Source organism: Pseudomonas sp. NPDC088444, assembly GCF_044900175.1.
GTDB lineage: Bacteria > Pseudomonadota > Gammaproteobacteria > Pseudomonadales > Pseudomonadaceae > Aquipseudomonas.
This window is the reverse complement of record NZ_JBJDNK010000003.1, coordinates 408490-431521: the sequence shown is the minus strand read 5'-3', so window position 1 is coordinate 431521 and position 23032 is coordinate 408490. Positions and strand designations below refer to the sequence as shown.

The following is a 23032-nucleotide window of genomic DNA, read 5'->3' as shown; positions in this document are numbered from 1 at the left end:
TTCGAAGTCACGTAGTCCGCAAGCGGCGTCTCAAGAACGACCGCCGATCATCATCATTGGCCGACCGGGCGATACTGCTTCCAGGCCGCAACATAGGCCTTGGCACGCTCAGCCACATCGCTGGCGCTCATGCCCGGCTTGAACAGGCCCGAGCCCAGACCAAAACCGCCCACGCCCGCCTCCAGGAACACCTTCATGTTGTCCGGCGTGATGCCACCCACCGGCAGCAGCAACGTGCCCGCAGGCAACACTGCCAGCCAGGCTTTCACCACGGCAGGCCCCATCTGCTCAGCCGGGAACAGCTTGAGTACATCGGCGCCGTTGGCCAGCGCAGCGAAGGCTTCGGTCGGTGTGGCGACGCCTGGCGACAGCAACAGCCCCTCGGCCTTGGCCGCACGCAGCACGTCGGGATCGCTGTGAGGCATGACGATCACCTGACCACCCGCCGCTTTCACCTGACGCACCTGCTCCGGGGTCAGCACCGTACCGGCGCCGATCAGGCAATCGGCGGGCAGGCTCTGACGCAGCAAGCGGATGCTGTCGTACGGCTGGGGGGAATTGAGCGGCACTTCGATGACACGAAAACCGGCGGCGTACAGGACTTCGCCAATGGCGATGGCTTCTTCGGGGCGCAGGCCGCGCAGGATCGCGACCAGGCCGTTTTGCGCGAGGGCTTGCTTGAGCATGTCAGTTCTCGACGTGTTGGGGCCGGGGAGCGGCCACGGAAAGAGGGGCAATCAGACCGGCCTGTAGCGCGACCTGCCACAAGCCACGTTCGGTGGCCTGTTCGGCAAGGGTCACCTGCGGGAAACCGTTGGCGTCCAGCGCGCGCTGGTAACGTTCGAGCAACGGACCGCTGCCGATCAGAATCACCGCAGGCAGCGCGGCGTCGGCCTGTGGCAGCAGTTGCTTCAACGCGACGATTTCATGACCGATCAACAGGCCAGACAGATAATCGGGCTGCTGCGCGCCGGACAGTACACCGGTCAGACCCAGCGTCCGGGTGCTGAAGATGGTCGACAGCGGCCCGGCAGCGCCGTCAGAGGAGCGCGAAACCGCCACGCCCCGGTCAAACGCCGCGCAATCGAAGGCCTCGCTGCGCTGCATCGTGCGCCCGAGGATGGTGTGAGCGGACAGCGCGGCGTAGACCTCGCCAGTCATGAAGGTGTCGAAATGTTCGATGCGCCCGTCCACCGCCCTCACCCACTTGGAGTGGCTGCCGGGCAAGCCGATCAACAGGGATTGAGTGTCATGGGTGGGCAAGGCGTTGAGCACGCCAAGCACTTGGGTCTCTTCGCCGCGCATGACATTGGGCAGTGCCGAGCGCTGCAACACGCCAGGCACGATGTGTACGTCCACACCGCGAAGACTGCGCACGCTTACCAGTGCCGAACTCAGCGCACTGACGCTGGCCGGGGTTACCTGATAGACCGCCTCGCGCCAGCCCTGAGCGCTGCCGACCATGCCACAGGCAATCACCGGCACATGCGGCCCAGCATCGAGCCAGTCACCGCAGGCCTCGTCGAAGGCCAGTTCGAATCCGTCCGCGCACAGTCGCCCGGCAATCGGCCGAGGCGTCGAAGGCAGTTGCATGATGCCCGCACTCAGCGAGCGTTGTTCCAGTACCCGGCCGTTCTCGCCGAGCCGATACGCGCGAAGGGAGGTCGTCCCCCAGTCGAGCGCGATCAATTGCGCCTGCATGGCTTCACCTGATTGTTATTAATGAGTGAATGCGGGGCGAACTATAAACCTGGCGCTACAAATTTCTCAATATGTAAATAAATATCCCATATATTGGGATATTTACGATTTGCGACGAATATACAATGGGTCTCGCGAAACGCGGGTGGTAGAACCTTCAAGCGCTAGGGCATACTCCAACGCACTTGGCGCCCACATTCCTACAAGCCATGACCACCGCTCATCAGCCTTTCGTGCCGAAGGTGGTAACCTCCCCGCCCCTTTTCCTGCCTGTTTTTTCGACGGCTTCAGCGCGTATTCACGCTTGATAGCTCACGACCAGCCAACGTCTACACTCATCTACAAAAGGACCCGTAAGATGAAGCGATTCCTCGTGCTCGACAGTTTTCGCGGCCTCTGCGCAGTGGCCCTGATCGTTCATCATTCGCACATTGAACGCAGCATCACTGAGCTTTCGTTTTTCCGGAACGCCAGCCAGTTCGCCGGGTTCTTCTTCGCGTTGAGCGGCTTTTTGATCTATCGCCGTTACAGCAGCCACCTGGGCACCCCTCGCCTGTTGGGTGAATTCATGGTCACCCGCGCCTGTCGGGTCATGCCGCTGCATGTCGCCGTGTTGCTGTTCTTCATCGGGTTCGAATGCCTGAAGCTGGTGCTGGAGCGCTATGGCCTGTCGCTCAGCTATCCGGCGTTTAGCGGCGACCGCGCACCGAGGGAAATCCTGCCCAATCTGCTGTTGATCCAGGCGTGGTGGCCGACGTTCAACGCCCTTTCCTTCAACTACCCGTCGTGGCTGATCAGCGTCGAGTTTTACGTGTGGATGATCTTCGGCCTGCTGCTGTTCTCGTTGCCGGGTATCGCGCGCAAGCTGTTTCTGGTTCTGGCCGTGTTGGCGTTCGTGGCGCTGTATCTGGAATTCACGTTGATTCCGCGCAACGTGCTGTGGGGGATATCGTGTTTCTTTGCAGGGGCGATGACCTATCGCCTGTACGTGCGTCTACACGATTCGGCGCCGGGGCCATGGGTGTCCAGCGTGCTGGAAGTCGCCATTCTGGCGGCAATCTTCTGGGTGATGACCGAGGGGGGCGGCCCGTTGACCGTTGAATTGGGGCTGCTGTTCTGCGCGGCCATCCTGATCTTTTCCCACGAAGCGGGAATCGTCTCGCAGCTGTTGAGCCTGCGGCTGTTTCCGGCGCTGGGCAAACTCTGGCTGTCGATCTACCTGACCCACGCAGCGGTGATTTTCGTGCTGGCGACAGCTCTGACCCTCGCGTCGAAATTCGCGGGGATCTCGCTGCTGCTAGACAAACCGGGCGAGACCAGCGGGGTCATGGTGCGTTACCTGAGCACCGGCAGCGCGCTCAACGACAACTTGTTGATGCTGTTCGTGGTGGTGGCCGTGATCGTGGTCTCGATGATCACTCACTGCTACATCGAGGCGCCGGGGATTCGCTTCGGCAAGCACTGGAAGCGTGGCACGCTGTTTCGCCGACGCAAGGACGACCCGCCGCAAGCCCAGGCTTGAGCGCGGGCTTTAGCCTTTCATGGCGGCTTCGATGACGGCTATGTCGATCTTGGTCATGTTCATCATCGCTTCGAAAGCGCGCTTGGCCGTTGCCCTGTCCCGATGGGTGTAGGCTTCGGTCAGGATGCGGGGAGTAATCTGCCATGACAGCCCCCATTTGTCCCGGCACCAACCACAGACGCTGGCCTGGCCACCGTTATCAATGATGGCGCTCCACAAGCGGTCGGTTTCGGCCTGATCGTCCGTCGCGACTTGAAACGAAAATGCTTCGCTGTGTGTGAACTCAGGCCCGCCATTGAGGCCGATGCACGGGATGCCCATGACGGTGAATTCCACCGTCAATACGTCGCCCTCCTTGCCGGACGGGTAGTCGCTGGGCGCGAGGTGTACAGCGTTCACCGTGCTGTTCGGAAAGGTAGCGGCGTAAAAGCGGGCGGCTTCTTCTGCGTCGCCGTTGTACCAGAGACAGATCGTATTTTTGCTGACCATTTCACTATTCCAGAGCCGGGAGGATGGAGTAAGCAGTGTAGCTGCCACAGCACCTGTAGCAGTCCGGCTTGCCGGCGGTAGGGACCCGGAATACGCCACCGCCGGCAAGCCATGCTGCTATATAAGCTCGGACGCAGCTATCAAGGATTCACTGGCCCTCGGCCGCCACTTCAACGCGATTACGCCCCGTACGCTTGGCCTGGTACAACGCCGTATCCGCCCGCCCATAGGCCATGTCGAACCCCGTGCCCTGCGGATTGGCACTGACGCCGAAGCTGGCGGTGATCACCCGATTCACCGGATCGCCGAACACATGATCGGCGATGGCCTGACGCATGGCCTGGGCCAACGCCACACCCTCCTCCAGCGTCCCCGCCGGAATCAGTACCGTGAACTCTTCCCCGCCCACCCGACCAATGGCCCCGTTCTCACCGACAATACTTCGCAAACAACCCACAATCCCCTGAATCACCGCATCCCCCGCCGGATGACCAAACTCGTCGTTGACCTGTTTGAAATGGTCGATGTCGAGCACGATCAGCACCGCACCACTGTGCAACAGCGCCTGAGCCGTCATATCAATGATCGCGCCCCGGTTCAGCACCCCGGTCAGTGCGTCGTGGGTCGCGCGGTATTCAAGCTGGCGCGCCAGAGTTTGCAGTTGAGCGTTGAGGGCGTTCATCTCGCGCTCGGCACGGTCGCTACGCCCGATCAAACGGCGAGTTTCACGCATCAGGCGCTCGTAATGGGTCGCAAGCCCCGAGAGCGACTGGCGATAGACGTGTGCATCAGCATCCGGCAGCGCCAGCACCGAGCGCACCTCTTCAAGTGCCTCTGCCTCGCTGGTGAACAAGTCCGGGGCCGGGTCGCTGGGAATGCTGCGCGAAGCCACTGAAGCTGCCATGTCCAATACCCTCTTCACGTCGTGATGGGACGGTCATTGAAGACGATCGAGGTGAAGTCGGCCTTCAGCTCTTCGCCGAACTCGAAAATGGTTTCGTCTTCTTGTTCGTAATACCAGTTCACTTCGACCCCGTTACCCGCTTCGGCCGATTGGTCCAGCGCATCGAAAATGCTGAACAGCATTTTGGTGCTGGAACTGTTGAAGTAGGCCAGCGCGATATTGGCGGTGATCGTCGCCCCTTCTTTGCTCGCCAGATAGGTGCGCAGTTGCTGGACGATGGGCGCGTAGAAAGCCGCTGCGTTTTCCGGGTACGACTCACCTTTCATCGACAGCAGGTTCTGGTCGAAACGGAAGTCGATCTCCGGCGAGGTGGCCGTTGCTTCAATGTAGAAGTTGTCCATGGCTAAGCATCGCTCAATTCAGATAGTGGCTTTAAGGCAAAACAGCGTGGTGTCGGGGTCATCGGCGCGCGGATGGAAATCGAATTCCAGCGGCGCACTGGCATCGCGGGCCATGGTCAGGAAACCGAGGCCTGCGCCCTTGCTGTCTTCAGGTGTTTCGGCGCGCAGGGTGACTTTGTACGCCTGTTTGATTTCTTCAATGGTCATGTTGCGCAGCGGTTCGAGCTTTTCTCGCAGGCGTTCGATGTCGGCGGTGGCAATCGGGTTGGCGCACAGCATCAAATGACGTTCGCCGTCGGTGCTGATGCACACCGCGCCCTGGCGCAGCCCGGACTCTTCAGCCTGGGTGCCACTCAAGGCATCGGAGGAATAATGGATGATGTTCTGCGACAGCTCGACGAACGAGGAGAACAGCTTGCGTCGGGTCGGACCGCTGACCCCGGAGATTTCCAGTTGCAGCTTCACCACCTCGGCCATCGCCGAGACGATGTGATGGGAGAAATAGCCCATGTGATAGAAAATCACGTTGCGCTGTTGGGCCAGATCGAAAAACGTGCAGTCCTGCTGAGCGGTGGCTGAATTAAACATGGTCATTCCTGAAGCCGGGCACAAAAGAGGGTCAAATCATCACGACGGCTCTGCTCGGCCTGCCACACGGCCAACGCCTGACGCATGGCTTCGCAGATCGCGGTCGACGGCTGATGGCGGTGTTCAAGCAACGCGTCGAACGCCTTGCGCTTGCCGAAGGCGATGCGTTTCGGTCCGCCGATCTGATCGATCAGGCCGTCGGTGGCCACGAACATCAGACTGCCCGGCTGCATCTGCACGGTGCTGACCGACCACTGGTAATCGAAATCGCTGCCGACGTACCCCACGCCCATGCGCTGGCCGGGCAGGGTTTCGAGCTGCTGGGCGTCGGGATGCAGAACGTGCAGGGCCATATGAGCCCCGACGTAGCTGAGGGTACGGGTGGCGTTGTCGAACCAGAAAAAGGCAGCGTCCAGTCCGTCATCGGACTCCGGAGTGCCGTCCCCACCGTCGACCTGCCCCAGTTGCTCCTTGACGCTACGGTTGACTGCCGATAGCAACCGAGCCGGGTCTTGTGGGCCGATCTGGCTCAGGGCCTGGGTCAATGAAGACGAAGCGATCAGCGTCATGAACGCCCCCGGCACACCGTGGCCGGTGCAGTCGGCGATAGCACCGAACCAGCCTTCGGGGTACGCGCTGAAATGGTAAAAGTCACCGCCCACCACGTCCCGTGGTTCCCACAACAGCGAGGCATCACTCAGCGTCGAGGTCAGCGCCTCGCGGGACGCCCGCAACATGGCGCGCTGAATCACGCTGGCGTACTCGATGCTCTGCATCATCTGGCGGTTCTTCTCGGCCTGCATCGCCGCCACCACCGCCATCAGTTCCAGGCCGTTGCCCAGCCCGGCAAAGCGCCCGTTGCGGGTGACGATGAAGCCGTCGGCCAACGCCTTCTCACCGAACTCCACGGTCTTGAAGGTCAGCTCTTCGATGCTCATCTGCGCATCGACGATCAACGGCTCCTTGTCCATGAAGGCGATGCAGCTTTTCTTGTCGTACAGCTCGCGATGAAAAGGTTTGCTCATCTGCGACAGGAAGATGTTGCGGTTGATCAGGCCGATCGGCCGGTCGCCTTCCAGTACCGCCAGACACGCACGCTCGCGATGGGCGCTGAAGATTTCCATGACGCGATGGTTGGAGCTGTCCGACTCGATGCCGGGTACTTCATTGCATAGATCACCGGCACAGCGATGATCCCGGGGCAGCTTTGGCCGCGAAAAAGTGAAATGTTCTGCCTGCATGCCGCGCTACCACGCCAGACCAAAGCGAGCACCGTAGCAGCGTGATGTTAAGATGATGTTACAGACAGCACAAAAAACCGCCTCTGCCTCCGGCGCGTGACTTGGTGTTAAATACCGTTCGCGGATTACACGTACAGCCTGCTGCTTCCATTTGACGAAGCGCACGCCATGAAACGGAAAGCACCATGAACAGCCTATTCAAGACTCCCCTCGCAGCGGTGGCAGCATGATCGAAGTCACCGAAGTTTCCATTGCCGACCTGCGCGCGGCGCTGACGTCCGGCCAGACCACCTCGGTCGAGCTGGTTCAGGCCTATCTGGCCCGTATCGACGCGTACGACGGCCCGGACACCGACACCCGACTCAACGCCGTGGTCGTACGTAACCCCGAGGCATTGCAAGAGGCGCAAGCCGCTGATGCTCGTCGCGCAGCCGGTCAAACCCTTGGCCCACTGGATGGCATCCCCTACACCGCCAAAGACAGTTATCTGGTCAAGGGCCTGACCGCCGCGTCTGGCAGCCCGGCCTTCGCCGATCTGATCGCCTATCGCGACGCTTTCACCATCGAGCGCCTGCGCGCTGCCGGGGCGATCTGTCTGGGCAAGACCAACATGCCGCCGATGGCCAATGGCGGGATGCAGCGCGGCGTTTATGGCCGTGCGGAAAGCCCGTACAACGCCGATTACCTCACTGCACCGTTCGCCTCTGGCTCGTCCAATGGCGCGGGCACTGCGACAGCGGCCAGCTTCGCGGCGTTCGGTCTGGCCGAGGAAACCTGGTCCAGCGGACGTGGCCCGGCGTCGAACAACGGCCTGTGCGCCTACACCCCGTCGCGCGGGGTCATTTCGGTGCGCGGCAACTGGCCGCTGACGCCGACCATGGACGTGGTCGTGCCGTTTGCCCGGACCATGGCCGATCTGCTGGAAGTGCTCGATGTGGTCGTTGCCGAAGACACCGACACCCGTGGCGACCTGTGGCGCTTGCAGCCTTGGGTGCCGATTCCACCCGTTGCGTCCGTGCGCCCCGCTTCTTATAGCGAGTTGTTGGTGAAGTCGGATGCACTGGCGGGTAAACGTCTGGGCATCCCACGCATGTACATCAACGCTGACGCAGAAGCAGGCACCAGCGAAGCACCGGGCATCGGTGGCCCGACCGGGCAACGCATCAATACCCGTCCTTCGGTGATCGGTCTGTGGCAAGAGGCGCGTAAAGCGCTTGAGGCGGCAGGCGCAGAAGTGATCGAGGTGGATTTCCCGCTGGTTTCCAACTGCGAAGGCGATCGTCCCGGCGCCCCGACCGTGTTCAATCGCGGCATCGTCTCCAAGGAATTCCTGCACCACGAATTGTGGGACCTGAGTGCCTGGGCCTTCGATGATTTCCTGCGTGCCAACGGTGATCCGAAGCTGAACCGGTTGGTGGACGTCGACGGGCCGAAAATCTTTCCCCACGACCCCGGCACCTTGCCCAACCGCGAGGGCGATCTGGCCGCTGGCATGGACGAATACGTGCGCATGGCCGAGCGTGGCATCACACCGTGGAACGAGATTTCCACCCTGCCCGACGGCCTGCGCGGTCTGGAAAAGACCCGCAAGCAGGACCTGGAAGACTGGATGGACGGGCTGGGCCTGGACGCCGTGCTGTTCCCGACCGTGGCGGACGTGGCACCAGCCGATTCGGACGTCAACCCTCAATCAGCAGACATCGCCTGGAGCAATGGCGTGTGGGTCGCCAACGGCAACCTCGCCATCCGCCACCTCGGTGTACCGACCGTGACCGTGCCGATGGGCGTGATGCCGGACATCGGCATGCCGGTGGGGCTGACGTTTGCGGGGCGGGCTTATGATGATTCGGCGTTGTTGAAATTGGCGGCGGCGTTTGAGTCGACGGGGAGCAAGCGCATGATCCCGCCACGGACACCTGCGCTGAGCTAATCCTGTGGGAGCCGCCTTGGTGGCGAAGGCGTTGGGTCAGTGCCGGTTGACGCCCACTGATGCACCGCATTCGCCAGCAAGCCGGCTCCCACAATGTTCGTGCAACTCCGAGATAGATGCGCTCTGCGAGGCCTTGTCACCCCACCGCATCCAGCTCCGCCAACAAATCGGCCGGGATCTTCAACCCCGCCGCGCCGAGATTCTCCCGCAAATGCGCCACTGATGACGTGCCCGGGATCAGCAAGATGTTCGGCGCCCTTTGCAGCAGCCACGCCAGCGCGACGTTCAGTTGCGAGGCGCCCATGCGCTGCGCGACGCTGGCCAGCACGTCCGATTGCAGCGGTGAAAAACCACCCAGCGGAAAAAACGGCGTATAGGCGATGCCTTGTTTGCCGAGTTCGGCGATCAATTGCTCGTCAGCGCGATGGGACAAGTTGTAGTGGTTCTGCACGCAGACCACCGGCGCAAAGCCCTGCGCCTCCTTGACCTGCCTGGCCGTGACATTGCTCAAACCCAGATGACGAATCAAGCCCTGCTGTTGCAGTTCGGCCAACGCTGTAAAGCCTTCTGCAATGGATTCCTCACCTGGCGAATGCAGGTTGCCCCACACCCGAAAATTCACCACGTCCAGCACCTCCAGCCCCAGATTGCTCAGGTTGTCGTACACCGCCTGTTTCAGCTCGGCAGGGCTTTGCGCAGGGTTCCACGAAGCATCGTCACCCCGAACCGCGCCAACTTTGGTGACCAGCGTCAGGTCATCGGCGTACGGATGCAGTGCCTCGCGGATCAACCGGTTGGTAACGTGAGGGCCATAAAAGTCCGAAGTGTCGATGTGGTTCACCCCCAGCGCCACCGCTTCGCGCAATACGGCAACAGCCGCTTTGGGGTCCTTGGGCGGGCCGAACACGCCGGGGCCAGCCAGTTGCATCGCGCCATAACCCATGCGATTCACGGTCCGGTCACCGATCTGGAAAGTACCTGCTTTGCGGGGGTCGCTCATGTCGTTTGCCTCTCTCAACGGGTGTCCGGCCACTATAGGCGTTGACCCGTCGCTCGATAATCGGGTGCAATCGGGACAGGTTGTACGGCTGACCGAACAATGCGGAGCGCAGAATCATGGCAGCGGATATTCAGGACCTGATGGCCTTCGTGGCCGTGGTCAAAGCAGGCGGCTTCCGTGAGGGTGCGCGTCTGACTGGCAAATCGGCCTCCAGCCTGAGCGATGCCGTGCGACGCATCGAAGCGGGCCTTGGCGTGCGACTGCTCAATCGCACCACCCGCAGCGTGGTGCCGACCGAAGCCGGAGTGCGCTTGATGGAACGCATCGTGCCCGCCCTCGGTGAAGTCGAATCGGCGCTGGACGTGGTCAACGATTTCCGCGACCGCCCTTCCGGCACCTTGAAACTCAACGTCCCCGCCAGCGCTGCGCGCCTGGTGCTGCCCCCGATCATCACCCCCTTTTTGCAGGCCCACCCGGACATCCGAATGGAAGTCATCGTCGAGGAAAGCTTCGTCGATATGCTCGCCGCCGGGTGTGATGCGGGCATCCGCTACGACGACCGCATCGAACAGGACATGATTGCCGTACCCATCGGCCCGCGTTTTCAACGCTTCGCCACCGCCGCGTCCCCGGCGTACCTCAACGCCCGAGGCCGCCCGAACCATCCTCGGGACCTGCTCGACCACGCTTGCTTGCGAGGCAAATTTCCCAGTGGCTGGGTGCCCTTGTGGGAATACGAAAGGGGCGAAGACGTCATCAGCATCGACCCCACAGGCCCGCTGCTGGTGAACATCGCGGGCGGCGTCGACCTTGCCATACAGGCCGCCATCGACGGACTTGGCCTGGTTTACCTGTTCGAAGACTGGTTGCGCCCACACTTGGACAGCGGCGCGCTGGAGCCGGTGCTTGAGCCGTGGTGGCAGACGTTCAACGGGCCGTTTCTGTATTACTCGGGAAGGCGATATCTGCCGTCTCCGTTGCGGGCGTTTGTGGATTTCATCAAGCAGCAGGAAAGCGGCTAGTACCGTCGCCGCGCCCTTCTGGAGCAGTCCGGCTTGCCGGCGGCGGCGATCTCACGGACGCTACCGCCAGCATGCCGGACGGCAGGGCTATTCCAGGTAAGTGGCCGAAAGAAAAATAAGTCTGGCGTTTGCCAGAACTGCATTAGCAAAGATCAGCGCGAAACTCCGGTATCTACTCAACTCAGTTCTCCGCCAGTCGCACATTTCGAGGTGGTGCTGGCCAGTGGCTTTCTGCTGCTGGGAGCGCTGGACTGGGTCATTACCCGGTCCCTCTACCGCAATCGCCTCTCTCGGGAAGACACCGTCACCCCCGCCCCCGCGCCTCAATCATCTCGTAAAGCTGCTGCGCCGCCGCTGACAACACCCGCCCCCGACGACGAATCAGCCCCACGCTGCGGCTGACCACCGGGTCGACCAACGGGACACTGACGAGAATCGGGTGGTCATCATCCGGCATGGCCAGACGTGGAACGGCAGCGATGCCGACGCCAGCTTCCACCAGGCTGACGACGCTCATGACATGGCGCACTTCACAGAACGAACGGGGCAGTTCAGGGCTTTCTGCCAGGGCAAGGTCCAACAGCAAGCGGTTGCCACTGGCTTTCGCGACGCTCATGTAGTCGTACTGTTGCAACTCGCTCCAACTGACCTGCTGGCGTGAAGCCAAAGGGTGATCCCGACGGCAAGCAACCACGAATGCCTCTTTCAATACAGGCTGAAAGTCGACATTGGCCTCCTGCACGCCAATGTAATTCAGGCCGAAATCCGCCTCGCTGCGCACCACGCTCGACAGCACGTCACTGGCGCCTTCATCGAGGATGCGAATGACGATACGCGGGTATTGCCCGTGAAAAGTGCGCAGGACCTGCGGCAGAAAGTAGCGCACCACGGAGGGTACACAGGCGACCGTGACTTCACCGCTCATACGTCCAGCGACGTCCCCAAGGCCGATCAGGGACTCATCGAGGTTGTTGAGGATGTCCCGCGCCTTGCGGGCGAACTCGCGTCCGAAGGCGGTGAGGTCGACCCGCCGCGTGGTGCGCTCGATCAGGCGCATGCCCATTTTCGCTTCCAGCTTGGCAATACGTCGTGACAACGCCGGTTGCGACAGATGCAGGTCCAGCGCTGCGGCGCTGAAGGTGCCCCGCTCAGCCACGGCCACGAAGGCGCGCAGGTCGCTCATTTCCAGATTCATGTTTGGCATGCATAGATCCATCAGATTGTTGCAATTCAAATGCTACCACCGCTGCTTCATGATCGAGGAGTGCCCCTCGGCACGTGCAACCGACAATCATAAATAGAAGGAACGCACCCTCATGACCACGATCAACCGCCGCGGACTGCTCAAGGCAGGCGCCATCGCCTCGGTCGCCGCTGCTGCGCCCGGCCTGTCCTTTCCTGCCTTGGCGCAAGGCGAGCCCGTCAACAACGCACCTCAGGGAGACGCCATGAAGCCCGCAGCCGCGGCCCCCGAACCGGTAACCCGGATGCTGGCGCACTACCTGGTCAATGCCCGTTATGAAGACCTGCCCGCCAACGTGCGCAAGGAAGGCACGCGCACGCTGCTCAACTGGGTCGGCGTGGCGGTCGGCGGTTCTCATCATGAAACCGTGGAGCGCGCCCTGTCGGCGCTGAAGCCGTTTTCCGGCCCGCCACAAGCCGGTCTGCTGGGCCGTTCTGAGCGTCTGGACATCATGAACGCGGCGTTTCTCAACGGCGTGGCCAGTCATATTTTCGACTTCGACGACACCCACCTGAAAACCATCATTCACCCGGCAGGCCCGGTGGTGTCGGCGATTCTCGCCCTCTCGGAATACCACCCGGTGTCGGGCAAGGATTTTCTCAATGCCGTCGTATTGGGCGTGGAAACCGAGTGCCGGATCGGCAACGCCGTGTACCCCAATCACTACGATGTTGGCTGGCACATCACCGGGACTGCCGGGGTGTTCGGCGCGGCGGCGGCAGCCGGGAAGATTCTCGGCCTGAACGAGCAGCAGATGGTCTGGGCGTTGGGTCTGGCGGCGTCTCAGCCGGTGGGTTTGCGCGAATCGTTCGGTTCGATGAACAAGAGCTTCAATCCGGGGCGTGCCGCCAGCAATGGCCTGTTCGCAGCGCTGCTGGCGGCGAAGAACTACACCAGTTCCGACGGCATGATCGAGGCCAAGCGTGGCTGGGCCAACACCATCAGCACCAAACAGGACTACCGCGAAATCACCGAAGGTCTCGGTCAACGCTATGAGTCGGCGCTGAACACTTACAAGCCCTTCGCCTGCGGCATCGTGATTCATCCGGCGCTGGACGCCGCGATCCAGTTGCGCAATCAAAACAAGCTCACCGCCGATCAAATCGCCCGCGTCGACCTCAAAGTGCACCCGCTGGTGATCGAGCTGACCGGCAAGAAAACGCCAAAGATCGGACTGGAAGGCAAGTTCAGCATCTACCACTCGGTGGCCGTGGCGATCATCGAAGGCGCGGCGGGCGAGCGGCAGTACAGCGACCGCGCGGTGAACGACCCGAACGTCATCGCCCTGCGCGACAAGGTCACGGCCACGATCGATCCGGCGATCAAGCCGGAGCAGGTGGACATGACCATCACCCTGAAGGATGGCCGCACGCTGCATAAATTCATCGAGCACGCCATTGGCAGCCTGGAAGTGCCGATGAGCGATCAGCAACTGGAAGCCAAGTTCACCGATCTGGCCAAGGGCGTGTTGCCGGATGCAAAAGTGCGCAAACTGATCGAGACCTGCTGGTCGGTGGAAAAACTGGCGAGCGCGGCAGACATCGCCAAAGCGGCGGTGGTTTAGCAGCTCTTTTGTAGCAGTCCGGCTTGCCGGCGGTGGCGTCCTCAATAACGCCACCGCCGGCAAGCCGGACTGCTACAAGCACCGATCATCAGTCATGCACTCAACACCATGATGGTCTCTGCCACCCGGGCCGGGCAATAATGCACGACGTTTCAATGCCCCGCCCAGAAGGAAGCCCCGTGTCGTCGAGCACTTCAACCCCTGCCCTGCTTGAAGTCAGGCACTTGAGCCGTCTGGACCCCAGCGGCAGCACTCTCCTGTTGCAACCCGCCGACTTTGCACTGATGCCCGGCGATCAGGTGGCGATCACCGGTTCATCCGGCTCCGGCAAGAGTGTCTTCCTGCGCACCCTCTCGCTGCTCGACGCCCCCAGCGGCGGCGACCTGCTTTGGAAACAGCAAACGCTGACCAACGATGCCATTCCCCACTACCGCACCTGCGTGAGTTACCTCGCGCAGCGTCCGGCCTTGATCGAGGGGTCGGTGCTGGACAACCTGCAATTCCCCTACAGCCTGAAGAGCCTCAAGGGCCGAACCTTCGATCGCCAGCACGCCAGCGATCTACTGGCCCAGGCGGGCAAGGAGCCGGTGTTCCTGAACAAGTCCGCGGCCGATCTTTCCGGCGGCGAATCGCAGATCGTCGCGCTGGTGCGCACGCTGCAACTGGCCCCTCAGGTGATGCTGTTCGACGAACCGACGTCCGCCCTCGACCCACAATCGGCAGCAGCCGTTGAAGCGCTGGTACTGCACTGGTTCAACGCGGGGGCAGGCTCGCGGGCCTATGTCTGGGTGTCCCACGACCCTGAACAGGCCAGACGCATGAGCACCCGCCACCTCACGATGAACAAGGGCGTGCTTCAGGGAGCCAGTGCATGAACTATCAGAACCTGACGTCCCTGGACCTTGCCATCGCCGCCACGCTGATCCTGATCAACGGCGCCCTCTCACTGCTGCTCAAACTGGGTCTTGGGCGCCAGTTACTCTTGGCGGCCATGCGTACCGTGGTGCAATTGCTGGCCATCGGGTATCTGCTCGGCTGGGTGTTCGCTAACGCTCAGTGGTACATCGTGCTGCCGCTGATGTGCCTGATGACGTTGATTGCCGGGGCTTCGGCAGCGGGTCGAGGCAAGCGCACCTACACCGGCCAACTGGTCGACAGCATCGCGGCGGTGTGGAGCAGTTCATGGCTGGTGGCGGCCATCGGGCTGTTCGTGATCATCCGCATTCGCCCGTGGTATGAGCCGCAATACGCGATTCCGATTCTCGGGATGATTCTGGGCAATACGCTGACGGCCGTGTCATTGGGCATCGAGCGCATGACCCAGGAACTGGTATCGGGGCGCAATACCATCGAGATGGTTTTGGCGTTAGGCGGCACTCGCTGGGAAGCCGCTCAAGGTGCCGCACGACAGGCCGTGCGCGCGGGCATGATGCCGACCCTGAACCAGATGACCGTGGTCGGCATCGTCAGCCTGCCGGGCATGATGACCGGTCAGGTGCTGGCCGGGGAAAACCCGGTGGACGCGGTGCGCTACCAGATCGTGATCATGTTCCTGATCGCTGCCGGTTCGGCGCTGGGCACGGTGTGCGCGGTATTGCTGACGTTTCGGCGGCTGTTCTCGGCGGATCATCGCTTCATGAGCCATCGGTTGGTGATGCGCCACTGAAAATCCGGCGACCGGCTGGTCACGCGTCTGTCACAAACCAGTATTATTCTGCCATCACTTCGCGGCAGGAGCTTCACGCAGTGATCCGCCGATCGTTCTCCTCCCTGAGTTTCCTGCAATGGCTGCTGATGACGCTGTGTGCGGCGACGCTGGTGTTTCTCTGGGCGCTGTACGCCCAGCAGAAAGCCACGTCGAATCACGAAGCGCTGGCGGCCAAATCCGCTGAACACCTGAACCTGGCGACCATCGCGGCAGAAAACCTGCGCCAACTGGTCGACCGCGCACAGGCCATCGGTCGGGTCACCCGTGGCGACATGGACGACCTCGGCCAGCGCCATCGCGGGGTGGTGCGCATGCTCGCCGAAGACCCGGTGTTCAAGCGCATGAGCCTGTACGGCAGCGACGGCACCCTGCTCTCCGCCAGCCACTTCGACGAGCCCCGCCAATTGCCGCCCGAGTGGCTGGCGCAACTGCAACAACACGCCGAACAGTACGGTTTCAAACCGCTGCTGCCCAACGCGCTGGCCTCGCAGCTCAACGCCTCGCTGCCCAGTTGGCGCCTGCCGTTTCTATTGCCACTGGTCGATTCGTCCACCGGCAAGATGGACAGCATTCTGGTGGTGCAACTGGACGTGGGCTACCTCGCAGCGCTGTTCGAGCACATCGATCTGGGACAGAGCGGCCTGATGCGCCTGATCGACAGCAGCGGCCACGAACGCCTGCGCATCAGCAACAGCGGCGTCGTGGTGTCGGGCGTGCCAATGACGCCGGAACTGACCGACAATGGCGAGCTGACCGGCACATTGATCCAGCGCGGCGGCCCCCATCAGTACCAAAGCATGTACCTGCGCGTGCCCCAGCGCGGATTCAGTGTGATGGTGAGTCAGAGCCATGATGAAATCCTCGCCTCGTCACGTCTGACCTACGAGCGCCAGCTCTGGCTGAACCTGTGCATGACGCTGCTGATCCTCGGCAGCCTGATCTGGACCCTTCGCGTGTTGCGCAAGCGACAAGAAGCCTTCAACGCGCTGGAGCAGGCGCAGCAGGTCAATCAGGAACTGATCGATCGCCTTGAGGACGAACACCGTCGCAGCAGCCACGCCGCCGCCACCGATCACCTGAGCGGCCTGCACAACCGCCGCCAATTCCTCGAAGTCGCGGCCAGCACGCTGTCGACCCAGCGCGGCAAACGCCGATTGATGGCGATTCTGTTCATCGACATGGACCGCTTCAAATCGATCAACGATTCCCTCGGGCACAAGGTCGGCGACATGCTGTTACAAGCCGTGGCCGGGCGTATTCAGCGTTTGCTGGAGCCGGATGACGAGGCCGCACGCTTTGGCGGTGACGAGTTCGTCGTGCTGTTGGCGGGCGAACGCACCGAGGACCAGATTGACGCCTGGGTCCGTTCGCTGGTGCAGAAACTGTCGGCGATCTACTCGCTGGGCGAGCACGAAGTCAGCACCAGCCCGAGCGTGGGGGTGAGCATCTGCCCTCGTGACGGTCAGGACGTCGAAGACCTCATCCGCAGCGCTGACGCGGCGATGTACTCGGCCAAACGCGCCGGTCGGGGCCAATACCGCTTCTTCGACCCCTCGCTGAACGTGGCCGACGTCGAGGAATTCATTCTGGAGCAGGCATTCGGCAATGCCCTGAACGAACGCCAGTTCGTGCTCCACTACCAGCCACAAGTGCGGCTGGACTCGATGGTCGTCGACGGCTACGAAGCGCTGGTGCGCTGGGAACATCCCGAGTTCGGCCTGTTGTACCCGGACCGCTTCATTTCGCTGGCCGAGCGCAGCGGCTTCATCATCGAACTGGGCTGGGAAGTCCTGCGGCTGGCCTGCGAAACCCTCGCCTGCTGGCACGCCGAGGGGCGCGAATTGCGGCTGGCGGTCAACGTCTCGGCGATTCAGTTGCATCAGGCGGACTTCAGCGATCGGGTCCTGCGAAAACTCTTTCGACACAACCTCGAACCGCACTGGCTGGAGCTGGAGATCACCGAGACGACGCTGCTCGATGAAGAGGGTCGCGCCATCGAGCAATTGCAACGCCTGCGTGACGCCGGGCTGAATATCAGCCTCGATGACTTCGGCAAGGGCTACGCCGGCTTTGCCCATTTGCAATCGCTGCCGCTGACCAAACTGAAGATCGACCGAACCCTGATCGCGCCGCTGTCCAACAGCCCGGACGACAGCCCCATCGTGTCGTCCACCATCATCCTCGCCAAACGCCTGGGCCTCACGGTTGTGGCCGAAGGCGTCGAGACCCGCGAGCAGGTGGTGTGCCTGAAAATTGCCGGTTGCGACGTCGCACAGGGCTATCACTTCGCGCGCCCGCTGGCCCCGGAGCAACTGGCCGAATATCCCCCCTTCATGGAAGCCGCCCACATGGATGCCACGGAACACACATGCGTGCAGTAAGAACCTTCACCGCTGCACTCGCCTGTTTGCTGCTGACGGCGGTTTTCCTCGCTGACAGCGCCCGGGCGCAATGTGCCCAGCAAAGCCTGCGCATCGCGGTCATTCCCAAAAAGAGCATGGACGAGCTGCTTCAAGAGCAAAAACCCTTGCTCGACCGCTTGAGCGCTGCCACGGGCCTGCCAGTGGAAGTGGTGCCCTCCTCGTCCTATGAAAGCGTGGTAGACGCCATTGTCTCCGGCGGCGTGGACATTGCGTGGCTGGGGCCTGCGTCCTACATGCTGGCGTATCAGCGCGACCCGCGCATCGAGCCGTTCGCCAGCCTGACCATCGCCCACAGCTTCTTCACCCCCGCTGGGCATCATTATCAGGCGTTGCTATTGGCGCGCCCCGAGGTCGCCAGCAACCTCAAGGAGTTGCGCGGCAAACGGGTGATCCTCACCGACCCGGCCAGCACGTCCGGCAGCGTGATTCCCAATGCTGAATTTTCCGAAGAAGTGGGCATGCCCCTCGCGCAGTTCTTCGCGGCGATTGCCTACTCGGGTTCTCACGACAAATCCCTCGACGCGCTGATCAACCGCAAGGCCGACGCTGCGTTCGTTTCCAGCGTGCGGGCTGACGAGTACCTGACCAACGGCCTGATCCAGCGCGACACCTTCAAGATCCTCTGGCGCTCGGAGCCGATTTATTACGACCCCTTCGTATTCAGCGGCACGTTATGTTCACGTCTGAAAGACAAAGTGCGCGCGGCGATGCTCAATGACCAGCAAGGGCTGGCGACCTTTCTCGATTCGCAGAAAGCGTCCGGCATCGTGCCGGTCAGTCATGCCGAATACGCCCCGTTGCTGCGCATGATGCAGGGCCTGCCTGGCGTGCAGTGATGGGGTCAGGGCCCAGAGGTTCAGCGTCGAAAACGAGATCTGGATTCGGCGTGATAGGTGTGGGAGCCGGCTTGCTGGCGAAGGCGGTTGACCAGACAACATGAAATCACCCACAAAGACCGCGTCCGGCCCAAACACTGCGCTGTCACTGCAGACGAATTCAAGAAGCAGCATCCCAATGAAGATTGCGTCAGAAACCGCCATCAACGCTGATCTATAACCCCGATTGGCCCATACTGCCCCCGCCCCCTTTCCATGAAGGAGATTGCCGATCATGTCTGTCGTCCATAAAGCAGCGCAGGTGGGATTTTCGACGCAAGCTGGCACCTACACCCAAGGGCGGCCAGACTATCCCGATGAGTTAAGCCACTGGCTCAGGCACACGCTGAATATCGATGAGCAATCGTCGGTGGTTGACCTTGGCGCTGGCACGGGCAAGTTCACCCGCCTGCTGGTGCCACTAACCGATCACCTGAAGGCCGTGGAACCCGTCGAGCCAATGCGTCAGGAATTCGCCAAAGGCTTACCGCACACCCCGATTGTCGGCGGCACCGCCGAAGCATTGCCCCTGGCCGATCGCAGCACCGATGTGTTGCTGTGCGCCCAGGCCTTTCACTGGTTTGCCAACGAACAGGCACTGGCCGAAATCCATCGGGTGCTAAAGCCCGGTGGACGTCTGGGGCTGGTCTGGAACGTGCGTGACGAGTCGGTAGACTGGGTGGCCGAAATCACTCGCATCATCACACCTTACGAGGGCGACACGCCGCGCTTTCACACCGGCCAGTGGCGCCGCCCGTTCAACGGCCTTTACTTCGCGCAACCCGAACTGACCTGCTTCAGCTACAGCCACAGCGGATCGCCAGAAACGGTGATCATGAATCGCTTTCTGTCGGTGAGTTTCATCGCCGCACTGCCCGACGCCGAGAAAGCCGAAGTCACCCGGCAACTGCGGGAACTGATCCAGACCCACCCGGCGCTGCGCGGTCACGAGACGGTTGATTTCCCCTACCAGACCCAAGCCTACCTGTGCCGTCGGCTGGATTGAACCCAGGTACACGCCGTGAAGATCATTCGCAGTAAGGTCTTAACCGGCGACCGACCGTGGGCGGCCCTCGACATCGTAAGCGTGTGACGTCTCAACCGTAGGTCCGAACCGCCGGACTTTGCGGGGCGAAACGTTGCGCGTACTCCCGAGGTGTGACGCCAAGGCGCCGAACGAAGGCTTTACGCAACACGTCGATGCTGTTGTAACCGCAGCGGCGGGCGATTTCCTCCATGGAGCGCCCGCCCATTTCGAACGCACGACAGGCCGCCTCCAGCCGCACGTCTTCGACATATTTGGCCGGGGTGGTCTGCAACTCTTTCTGGAACAGGCGGATCAGCGTACGCACGCTGGTGGCCATGCGATCGGCCAGCATTTCCACGGTCAATTCGCGGTGCAGGTGCTCGCTGATCCACACGCACAGGTCTTCCAGCCCCGAGCCGGCAGCGCGCTGGGATTGCAGAGTCACGCTGAACTGCGCCTGGCCGCCCGGACGCCGCAGAAACAACACCAGGTTCTTCGCGATCTCCATGGCAATGTCGTCGCCCAAGTCCTCGCTGACCAGCGCCAGGGCCAGATCGATCCCCGCCGAGATCCCCGCCGAGGTGTAGACGTTGCCATCCTTGATCCAGATCGGATTGGCGTCGACGTTCACCTTGGGGTACTGCTGCGCCAGTTCATGGGCTTTGGCCCAGTGCGTGGTCGCGCGCCGCCCGTCCAGCACGCCGGTTGCGGCCAGTGCGAATGCGGCGACGCAGATCGAACAGACACGCCGCACCCCCTCGACCCGCGTACCGACCCAGGCAATGGCCTCCCGGTCCAGCGCCAACACGGACCTGGCCCCCGAGGCCACGATCAGAGTGTCGATGGGCGGGCTGTCCAGACGCTCCTGAGCCAGCGTCTTGTGGGCCATCAGGCCGATGCCGGTTTCACTGCGCAGGTGCACGTTATCGGTCGACGAAATCAGCTCCAGTCGATACGGCGGCGTATCGCCCATGCACAGCCGGTTGGCGTAGGTGAACACCTCGGCCGGACCGATCACGTCCAGCGCACTCACCGGGGCCAGCCCCAGAATCACCACCCGTTTCTGTGGCCGTGAGACAAGGCGCGGTCGAGTGTCGTTGTGTTTTTTCACGTTGGGCTCCGGCGTTTGGCAACGCGGCATCTTGTCACGAATCAACTGAAAATGGTCAATTCCGACAGCGTTGAATCCTTAGATTAGGGGTAGATCCACTCTTCTCAGGTAAGCACACATGAACACTCCCGTTTCCGTCGGCGGCATCATCGCCCCCGACTCGGCGCTGACCCGCAAGGCAACATCGCTGGTCGCGCGCGTCCATTCCAAAGCCATGCTCAACCACGTTCATCGTAGCTGGTGGTTCGCGGACTTTCTGGGCCAGAAGCGCGGCCTGAAATACGACCGGGAAGTCGTCTATCTGGCGGCTTTGATGCACGATCTGGGACTGACGCCCGAGTTCGCCGCCGATCAGCGTTTCGAGGTCGACGGCGCCAATGCCGCCAGCCGGTTCCTGCTGGACAACGGCTACACGGACGCCAAGGCACAATTGGTCTGGGACGCCATCGCTCTGCACTCCAGCGCCGGGATCGCCGAGCGCAAACAGCCGGAAATCGCGCTGATTTTCATGGGCGCTCACGTTGACGTGATGGGTCTGTTCATCGAGGAAATCACCCCGTCGTTGATCGATGACACCCTGGCGCTGTACCCGCGTCTGGGCATGAAAGCGGCATTCACAGCCGCCGTCGCCGAAGTCGCACGCAAAAAGCCCCACACCGCCATCGGCACGGGGCTGGCTGACGTCGGGCGCCGCCACATTCACGGTTTCGACTGCCCGAACGTCTGCGACCTGATCGACAACGCGCCGTTCGACAGCTGAGTGGAGATCAAAGATTGCGGCAATACCCTTCGAACATCAGGGGGTCCTGAAGCAGTGGCGCGGTGTCTGGCGACACTGCGATCCATCCGCCCATGATCAGCAAAAAAGCCGCAATCGGCATGGCCAGCCTGCGACCATTGGGCAGGACCTTTTCGGCAAACATGAACAGCGTCAACAGGGCCATCCACGTCAGGCTCATGACTCCCACGGCGAACATGACTGCCATCAGCGCCCAGCAACAGCCGACGCACACCAGGCCATGGCGAAAACCCATGGTCACGGCTCCGCCATTCCCTGCCCGCCAGTGCAGTTGAAAGAAGGAAAACGGTGATCGACAGCCCTTGAGGCATGCGTGTTTGAGCGTTGACAGTTGATACATCCCCGCCAGTATCAGCACCGCACCGGCCAGCCATGGACCTGCGCGATTCCAATGAATGACGTCAGGATTGACGAACCGCACCAGCCCATCCAGCGTGAAAGCGATCAGCCCGTAAACCAGCCACGCCATGCCGTAACCGCCGATGAAGCCGAGCACGCGCCTTACGCGGATCGCAGGCGCCACACCGCGCCCGCGCAACATCCCCACGAGGGCACCAATGTAGTTGAGTTCCGAAGGCAGCATCATGGCCGTGAGCATCACCACCCAACCGACGAGAAACACCGGCAGCCGGTGCAGCGGCGTACCCGGCCCCTCATCCATGCCGCCCATGAACATCAGGGTGCCGAGCCACGCGGCAATGCTCAGCGCCACGATGATCATGCTCCAGCCCGAGACCGAAGGACGCGCGCCAAGCAGCGAGCGCGATGCAGAAACGAAGGTCCTGATCATGGCGCGTCCGGCCCCTGCCAGTCGAACGGAATGTGCTTGCTGGCCTGCCCGGCCGGAATGTTCTGATCGAAGCCGAAGGCCTTCCAGCGCCCGGCCACGCTTTTACCCCAGGTGACCGGCGCCGAGGTCGGCCCCACTTCACTGCCCGGCGGGTTGTAGCTTTGCAGGCGCTTGCTCGGGTCGGAGGTCGGCCCGCTCATGGCCTTGCCGCTGGCCTCGACTTTGTCTTCCACGGTCACGCGCCAGTGCTCGAGGGTACTTTCGATGTCCACCGAGATGTCGGCGAATTCCACGCCGCGAACGTCGCGCACGTGGGTCGGCACGAACTGGGTCATCCAGCCGCCGACCTGCCCGGTGAAAATCGCCACCATCGCTGCGCGCTGCGCTTCATCGCCTGTCGCGTCGAAGAAAAACCCGCAGTCGAGCCACGCGCCGTCCCACAAGTTGCCGGTGAAGTTGGCCAGGAGTACCACTTTCAGGCCCGCCATCGGCGTCTCGCCAAAATGCCCCTCGTTGATCCGGTAGGCCCACAGCACTTCACAGTGGTTGCCGGTGGGCGGTTGCGCGTAGGTGCAGGGGCATGGCGAGTTGCAGGAACACACGTCGAGCCATTCGCCTGCAATGCGCCAAGGGGGAATCGAAGCCTTTTGGGGTACGGAATCACTCATCGCTTGCTCCTTTGATGGTCCGATAA

Annotated in this window: 22 protein-coding genes; 10 read left to right on the top strand and 12 right to left on the bottom strand. The window is 61.9% G+C overall.

All coding sequences use genetic code 11. The annotated features are described in order from the left end of the window. Positions 1-53: 53 nt before the first annotated feature. Both ACI2KB_RS08920 and ACI2KB_RS08915 read right to left on the bottom strand, forming a co-directional pair. Complete coding sequence (locus ACI2KB_RS08920; protein ID WP_404633496.1) at positions 54-686, bottom strand: 2-dehydro-3-deoxy-6-phosphogalactonate aldolase; 633 nt, start codon at positions 684-686, stop codon at positions 54-56. 1 nt (position 687) lies between these two features. Next, complete coding sequence (locus ACI2KB_RS08915) at positions 688-1701, bottom strand: 2-dehydro-3-deoxygalactonokinase (protein WP_404633494.1); 1014 nt, start codon at positions 1699-1701, stop codon at positions 688-690. Positions 1702-2059: 358 nt separating this feature from the next. Here ACI2KB_RS08915 and ACI2KB_RS08910 point away from each other — a divergent pair, with 358 nt between their 5' ends. Beyond that, on the top strand, positions 2060-3223 hold the full coding sequence (locus tag ACI2KB_RS08910) for an acyltransferase family protein (RefSeq protein ID WP_404633492.1): 1164 nt from the start codon (positions 2060-2062) through the stop codon (positions 3221-3223). Between the two features lie 9 nt (positions 3224-3232). Here ACI2KB_RS08910 and ACI2KB_RS08905 read toward each other — a convergent pair whose 3' ends face one another. The 5 genes from ACI2KB_RS08905 to ACI2KB_RS08885 all read right to left on the bottom strand — a co-directional run bounded on the left by ACI2KB_RS08905 (position 3233) and on the right by ACI2KB_RS08885 (position 6846). Further along, positions 3233-3712: a VOC family protein gene (locus tag ACI2KB_RS08905; RefSeq protein WP_404633490.1), complete on the bottom strand. Its 480-nt coding sequence runs from the start codon at positions 3710-3712 to the stop codon at positions 3233-3235. A 148-nt stretch (positions 3713-3860) separates the two neighbouring features. After that, complete coding sequence (locus tag ACI2KB_RS08900; RefSeq protein WP_404633488.1) at positions 3861-4616, bottom strand: GGDEF domain-containing protein; 756 nt, start codon at positions 4614-4616, stop codon at positions 3861-3863. Between the two features lie 14 nt (positions 4617-4630). Beyond that, positions 4631-5017 (bottom strand): DUF1987 domain-containing protein, encoded by a 387-nt coding sequence (locus ACI2KB_RS08895; protein WP_404633486.1) that lies wholly within the window; start codon positions 5015-5017, stop codon positions 4631-4633. A gap of 18 nt (positions 5018-5035) precedes the next feature. Next, a complete protein-coding gene (locus tag ACI2KB_RS08890) occupies positions 5036-5605 on the bottom strand; it encodes a SiaB family protein kinase (protein ID WP_404633484.1) in 570 nt (189 codons plus the stop codon). A gap of 2 nt (positions 5606-5607) precedes the next feature. Next, positions 5608-6846 carry a SpoIIE family protein phosphatase gene (locus ACI2KB_RS08885; RefSeq protein ID WP_404633482.1) on the bottom strand — a complete coding sequence of 413 codons (1239 nt, stop codon included), beginning with the start codon at positions 6844-6846 and terminating at the stop codon, positions 5608-5610. Positions 6847-7072: 226 nt separating this feature from the next. Here ACI2KB_RS08885 and ACI2KB_RS08880 point away from each other — a divergent pair, with 226 nt between their 5' ends. After that, a complete protein-coding gene (locus ACI2KB_RS08880; protein ID WP_404633480.1) occupies positions 7073-8776 on the top strand; it encodes an amidase in 1704 nt (567 codons plus the stop codon). 136 nt (positions 8777-8912) lie between these two features. Here ACI2KB_RS08880 and ACI2KB_RS08875 read toward each other — a convergent pair whose 3' ends face one another. After that, positions 8913-9776: an aldo/keto reductase family oxidoreductase gene (locus ACI2KB_RS08875; protein WP_404633478.1), complete on the bottom strand. Its 864-nt coding sequence runs from the start codon at positions 9774-9776 to the stop codon at positions 8913-8915. A 116-nt stretch (positions 9777-9892) separates the two neighbouring features. Between ACI2KB_RS08875 and ACI2KB_RS08870 the strand changes: the two genes are divergently transcribed. Next, complete coding sequence (locus ACI2KB_RS08870; protein ID WP_404633476.1) at positions 9893-10798, top strand: LysR family transcriptional regulator; 906 nt, start codon at positions 9893-9895, stop codon at positions 10796-10798. 304 nt (positions 10799-11102) lie between these two features. On the opposite strand, the gene ACI2KB_RS08865 is transcribed toward ACI2KB_RS08870, so the two are convergent. Further along, a complete protein-coding gene (locus ACI2KB_RS08865; protein WP_404633474.1) occupies positions 11103-12002 on the bottom strand; it encodes a LysR family transcriptional regulator in 900 nt (299 codons plus the stop codon). 112 nt (positions 12003-12114) lie between these two features. Between ACI2KB_RS08865 and ACI2KB_RS08860 the strand changes: the two genes are divergently transcribed. From ACI2KB_RS08860 to ACI2KB_RS08835, 6 genes are all read left to right on the top strand, one after another. Further along, the gene (locus ACI2KB_RS08860; RefSeq protein ID WP_404633472.1) at positions 12115-13605 is read left to right on the top strand and encodes an MmgE/PrpD family protein; all 1491 of its coding nucleotides are present in this window, start codon (positions 12115-12117) and stop codon (positions 13603-13605) included. Positions 13606-13760: 155 nt separating this feature from the next. After that, positions 13761-14480, top strand: coding sequence for an ATP-binding cassette domain-containing protein (locus tag ACI2KB_RS08855; protein ID WP_404633470.1), 720 nt, complete (start codon positions 13761-13763; stop codon positions 14478-14480). Then, entirely contained in the window at positions 14477-15271 is a 795-nt protein-coding gene (locus ACI2KB_RS08850; RefSeq protein ID WP_404633468.1) for an ABC transporter permease, read from the top strand. Before ACI2KB_RS08855 ends, ACI2KB_RS08850 begins: the two co-directional genes overlap by 4 nt. An 80-nt stretch (positions 15272-15351) precedes the next feature. Next, positions 15352-17694 (top strand): putative bifunctional diguanylate cyclase/phosphodiesterase, encoded by a 2343-nt coding sequence (locus ACI2KB_RS08845; protein WP_404633466.1) that lies wholly within the window; start codon positions 15352-15354, stop codon positions 17692-17694. Continuing rightward, the gene (locus tag ACI2KB_RS08840; RefSeq protein WP_404633464.1) at positions 17682-18572 is read left to right on the top strand and encodes a phosphate/phosphite/phosphonate ABC transporter substrate-binding protein; all 891 of its coding nucleotides are present in this window, start codon (positions 17682-17684) and stop codon (positions 18570-18572) included. Before ACI2KB_RS08845 ends, ACI2KB_RS08840 begins: the two co-directional genes overlap by 13 nt. A 274-nt stretch (positions 18573-18846) precedes the next feature. After that, positions 18847-19617: a class I SAM-dependent methyltransferase gene (locus tag ACI2KB_RS08835; protein ID WP_404633462.1), complete on the top strand. Its 771-nt coding sequence runs from the start codon at positions 18847-18849 to the stop codon at positions 19615-19617. A gap of 91 nt (positions 19618-19708) precedes the next feature. Here the strand turns inward: ACI2KB_RS08835 and ACI2KB_RS08830 are convergent, their stop codons facing one another. After that, positions 19709-20749 carry a GlxA family transcriptional regulator gene (locus ACI2KB_RS08830; protein ID WP_404633460.1) on the bottom strand — a complete coding sequence of 347 codons (1041 nt, stop codon included), beginning with the start codon at positions 20747-20749 and terminating at the stop codon, positions 19709-19711. A 118-nt stretch (positions 20750-20867) separates the two neighbouring features. Between ACI2KB_RS08830 and ACI2KB_RS08825 the strand changes: the two genes are divergently transcribed. Continuing rightward, positions 20868-21509 carry an HD domain-containing protein gene (locus ACI2KB_RS08825; RefSeq protein WP_404633458.1) on the top strand — a complete coding sequence of 214 codons (642 nt, stop codon included), beginning with the start codon at positions 20868-20870 and terminating at the stop codon, positions 21507-21509. A 7-nt stretch (positions 21510-21516) separates the two neighbouring features. On the opposite strand, the gene ACI2KB_RS08820 is transcribed toward ACI2KB_RS08825, so the two are convergent. Both ACI2KB_RS08820 and ACI2KB_RS08815 read right to left on the bottom strand, forming a co-directional pair. Continuing rightward, positions 21517-22338: a DUF2182 domain-containing protein gene (locus tag ACI2KB_RS08820; protein ID WP_404633456.1), complete on the bottom strand. Its 822-nt coding sequence runs from the start codon at positions 22336-22338 to the stop codon at positions 21517-21519. Continuing rightward, on the bottom strand, positions 22335-23006 hold the full coding sequence (locus tag ACI2KB_RS08815; RefSeq protein WP_404633454.1) for a DUF1326 domain-containing protein: 672 nt from the start codon (positions 23004-23006) through the stop codon (positions 22335-22337). Before ACI2KB_RS08815 ends, ACI2KB_RS08820 begins: the two co-directional genes overlap by 4 nt. Positions 23007-23032 lie beyond the last annotated feature (26 nt).

Excerpts from the sequence above, each read along its gene's own strand:
- ACI2KB_RS08920 (WP_404633496.1), bottom strand. The coding sequence starts at position 686 with ATGCTCAAGCAAGCCCTCGCGCAAAACGGCCTGGTCGCGATCCTGCGC.
- ACI2KB_RS08915 (WP_404633494.1), bottom strand. The coding sequence starts at position 1,701 with ATGCAGGCGCAATTGATCGCGCTCGACTGGGGGACGACCTCCCTTCGC.
- ACI2KB_RS08910 (WP_404633492.1), top strand. The coding sequence starts at position 2,060 with ATGAAGCGATTCCTCGTGCTCGACAGTTTTCGCGGCCTCTGCGCAGTG.
- ACI2KB_RS08905 (WP_404633490.1), bottom strand. The coding sequence starts at position 3,712 with ATGGTCAGCAAAAATACGATCTGTCTCTGGTACAACGGCGACGCAGAA.
- ACI2KB_RS08900 (WP_404633488.1), bottom strand. The coding sequence starts at position 4,616 with ATGGCAGCTTCAGTGGCTTCGCGCAGCATTCCCAGCGACCCGGCCCCG.
- ACI2KB_RS08895 (WP_404633486.1), bottom strand. The coding sequence starts at position 5,017 with ATGGACAACTTCTACATTGAAGCAACGGCCACCTCGCCGGAGATCGAC.
- ACI2KB_RS08890 (WP_404633484.1), bottom strand. The coding sequence starts at position 5,605 with ATGTTTAATTCAGCCACCGCTCAGCAGGACTGCACGTTTTTCGATCTG.
- ACI2KB_RS08885 (WP_404633482.1), bottom strand. The coding sequence starts at position 6,846 with ATGCAGGCAGAACATTTCACTTTTTCGCGGCCAAAGCTGCCCCGGGAT.
- ACI2KB_RS08880 (WP_404633480.1), top strand. The coding sequence starts at position 7,073 with ATGATCGAAGTCACCGAAGTTTCCATTGCCGACCTGCGCGCGGCGCTG.
- ACI2KB_RS08875 (WP_404633478.1), bottom strand. The coding sequence starts at position 9,776 with ATGAGCGACCCCCGCAAAGCAGGTACTTTCCAGATCGGTGACCGGACC.
- ACI2KB_RS08870 (WP_404633476.1), top strand. The coding sequence starts at position 9,893 with ATGGCAGCGGATATTCAGGACCTGATGGCCTTCGTGGCCGTGGTCAAA.
- ACI2KB_RS08865 (WP_404633474.1), bottom strand. The coding sequence starts at position 12,002 with ATGCCAAACATGAATCTGGAAATGAGCGACCTGCGCGCCTTCGTGGCC.
- ACI2KB_RS08860 (WP_404633472.1), top strand. The coding sequence starts at position 12,115 with ATGACCACGATCAACCGCCGCGGACTGCTCAAGGCAGGCGCCATCGCC.
- ACI2KB_RS08855 (WP_404633470.1), top strand. The coding sequence starts at position 13,761 with ATGCCCCGCCCAGAAGGAAGCCCCGTGTCGTCGAGCACTTCAACCCCT.
- ACI2KB_RS08850 (WP_404633468.1), top strand. The coding sequence starts at position 14,477 with ATGAACTATCAGAACCTGACGTCCCTGGACCTTGCCATCGCCGCCACG.
- ACI2KB_RS08840 (WP_404633464.1), top strand. The coding sequence starts at position 17,682 with ATGCGTGCAGTAAGAACCTTCACCGCTGCACTCGCCTGTTTGCTGCTG.
- ACI2KB_RS08835 (WP_404633462.1), top strand. The coding sequence starts at position 18,847 with ATGTCTGTCGTCCATAAAGCAGCGCAGGTGGGATTTTCGACGCAAGCT.
- ACI2KB_RS08825 (WP_404633458.1), top strand. The coding sequence starts at position 20,868 with ATGAACACTCCCGTTTCCGTCGGCGGCATCATCGCCCCCGACTCGGCG.
- ACI2KB_RS08820 (WP_404633456.1), bottom strand. The coding sequence starts at position 22,338 with ATGATCAGGACCTTCGTTTCTGCATCGCGCTCGCTGCTTGGCGCGCGT.
- ACI2KB_RS08815 (WP_404633454.1), bottom strand. The coding sequence starts at position 23,006 with ATGAGTGATTCCGTACCCCAAAAGGCTTCGATTCCCCCTTGGCGCATT.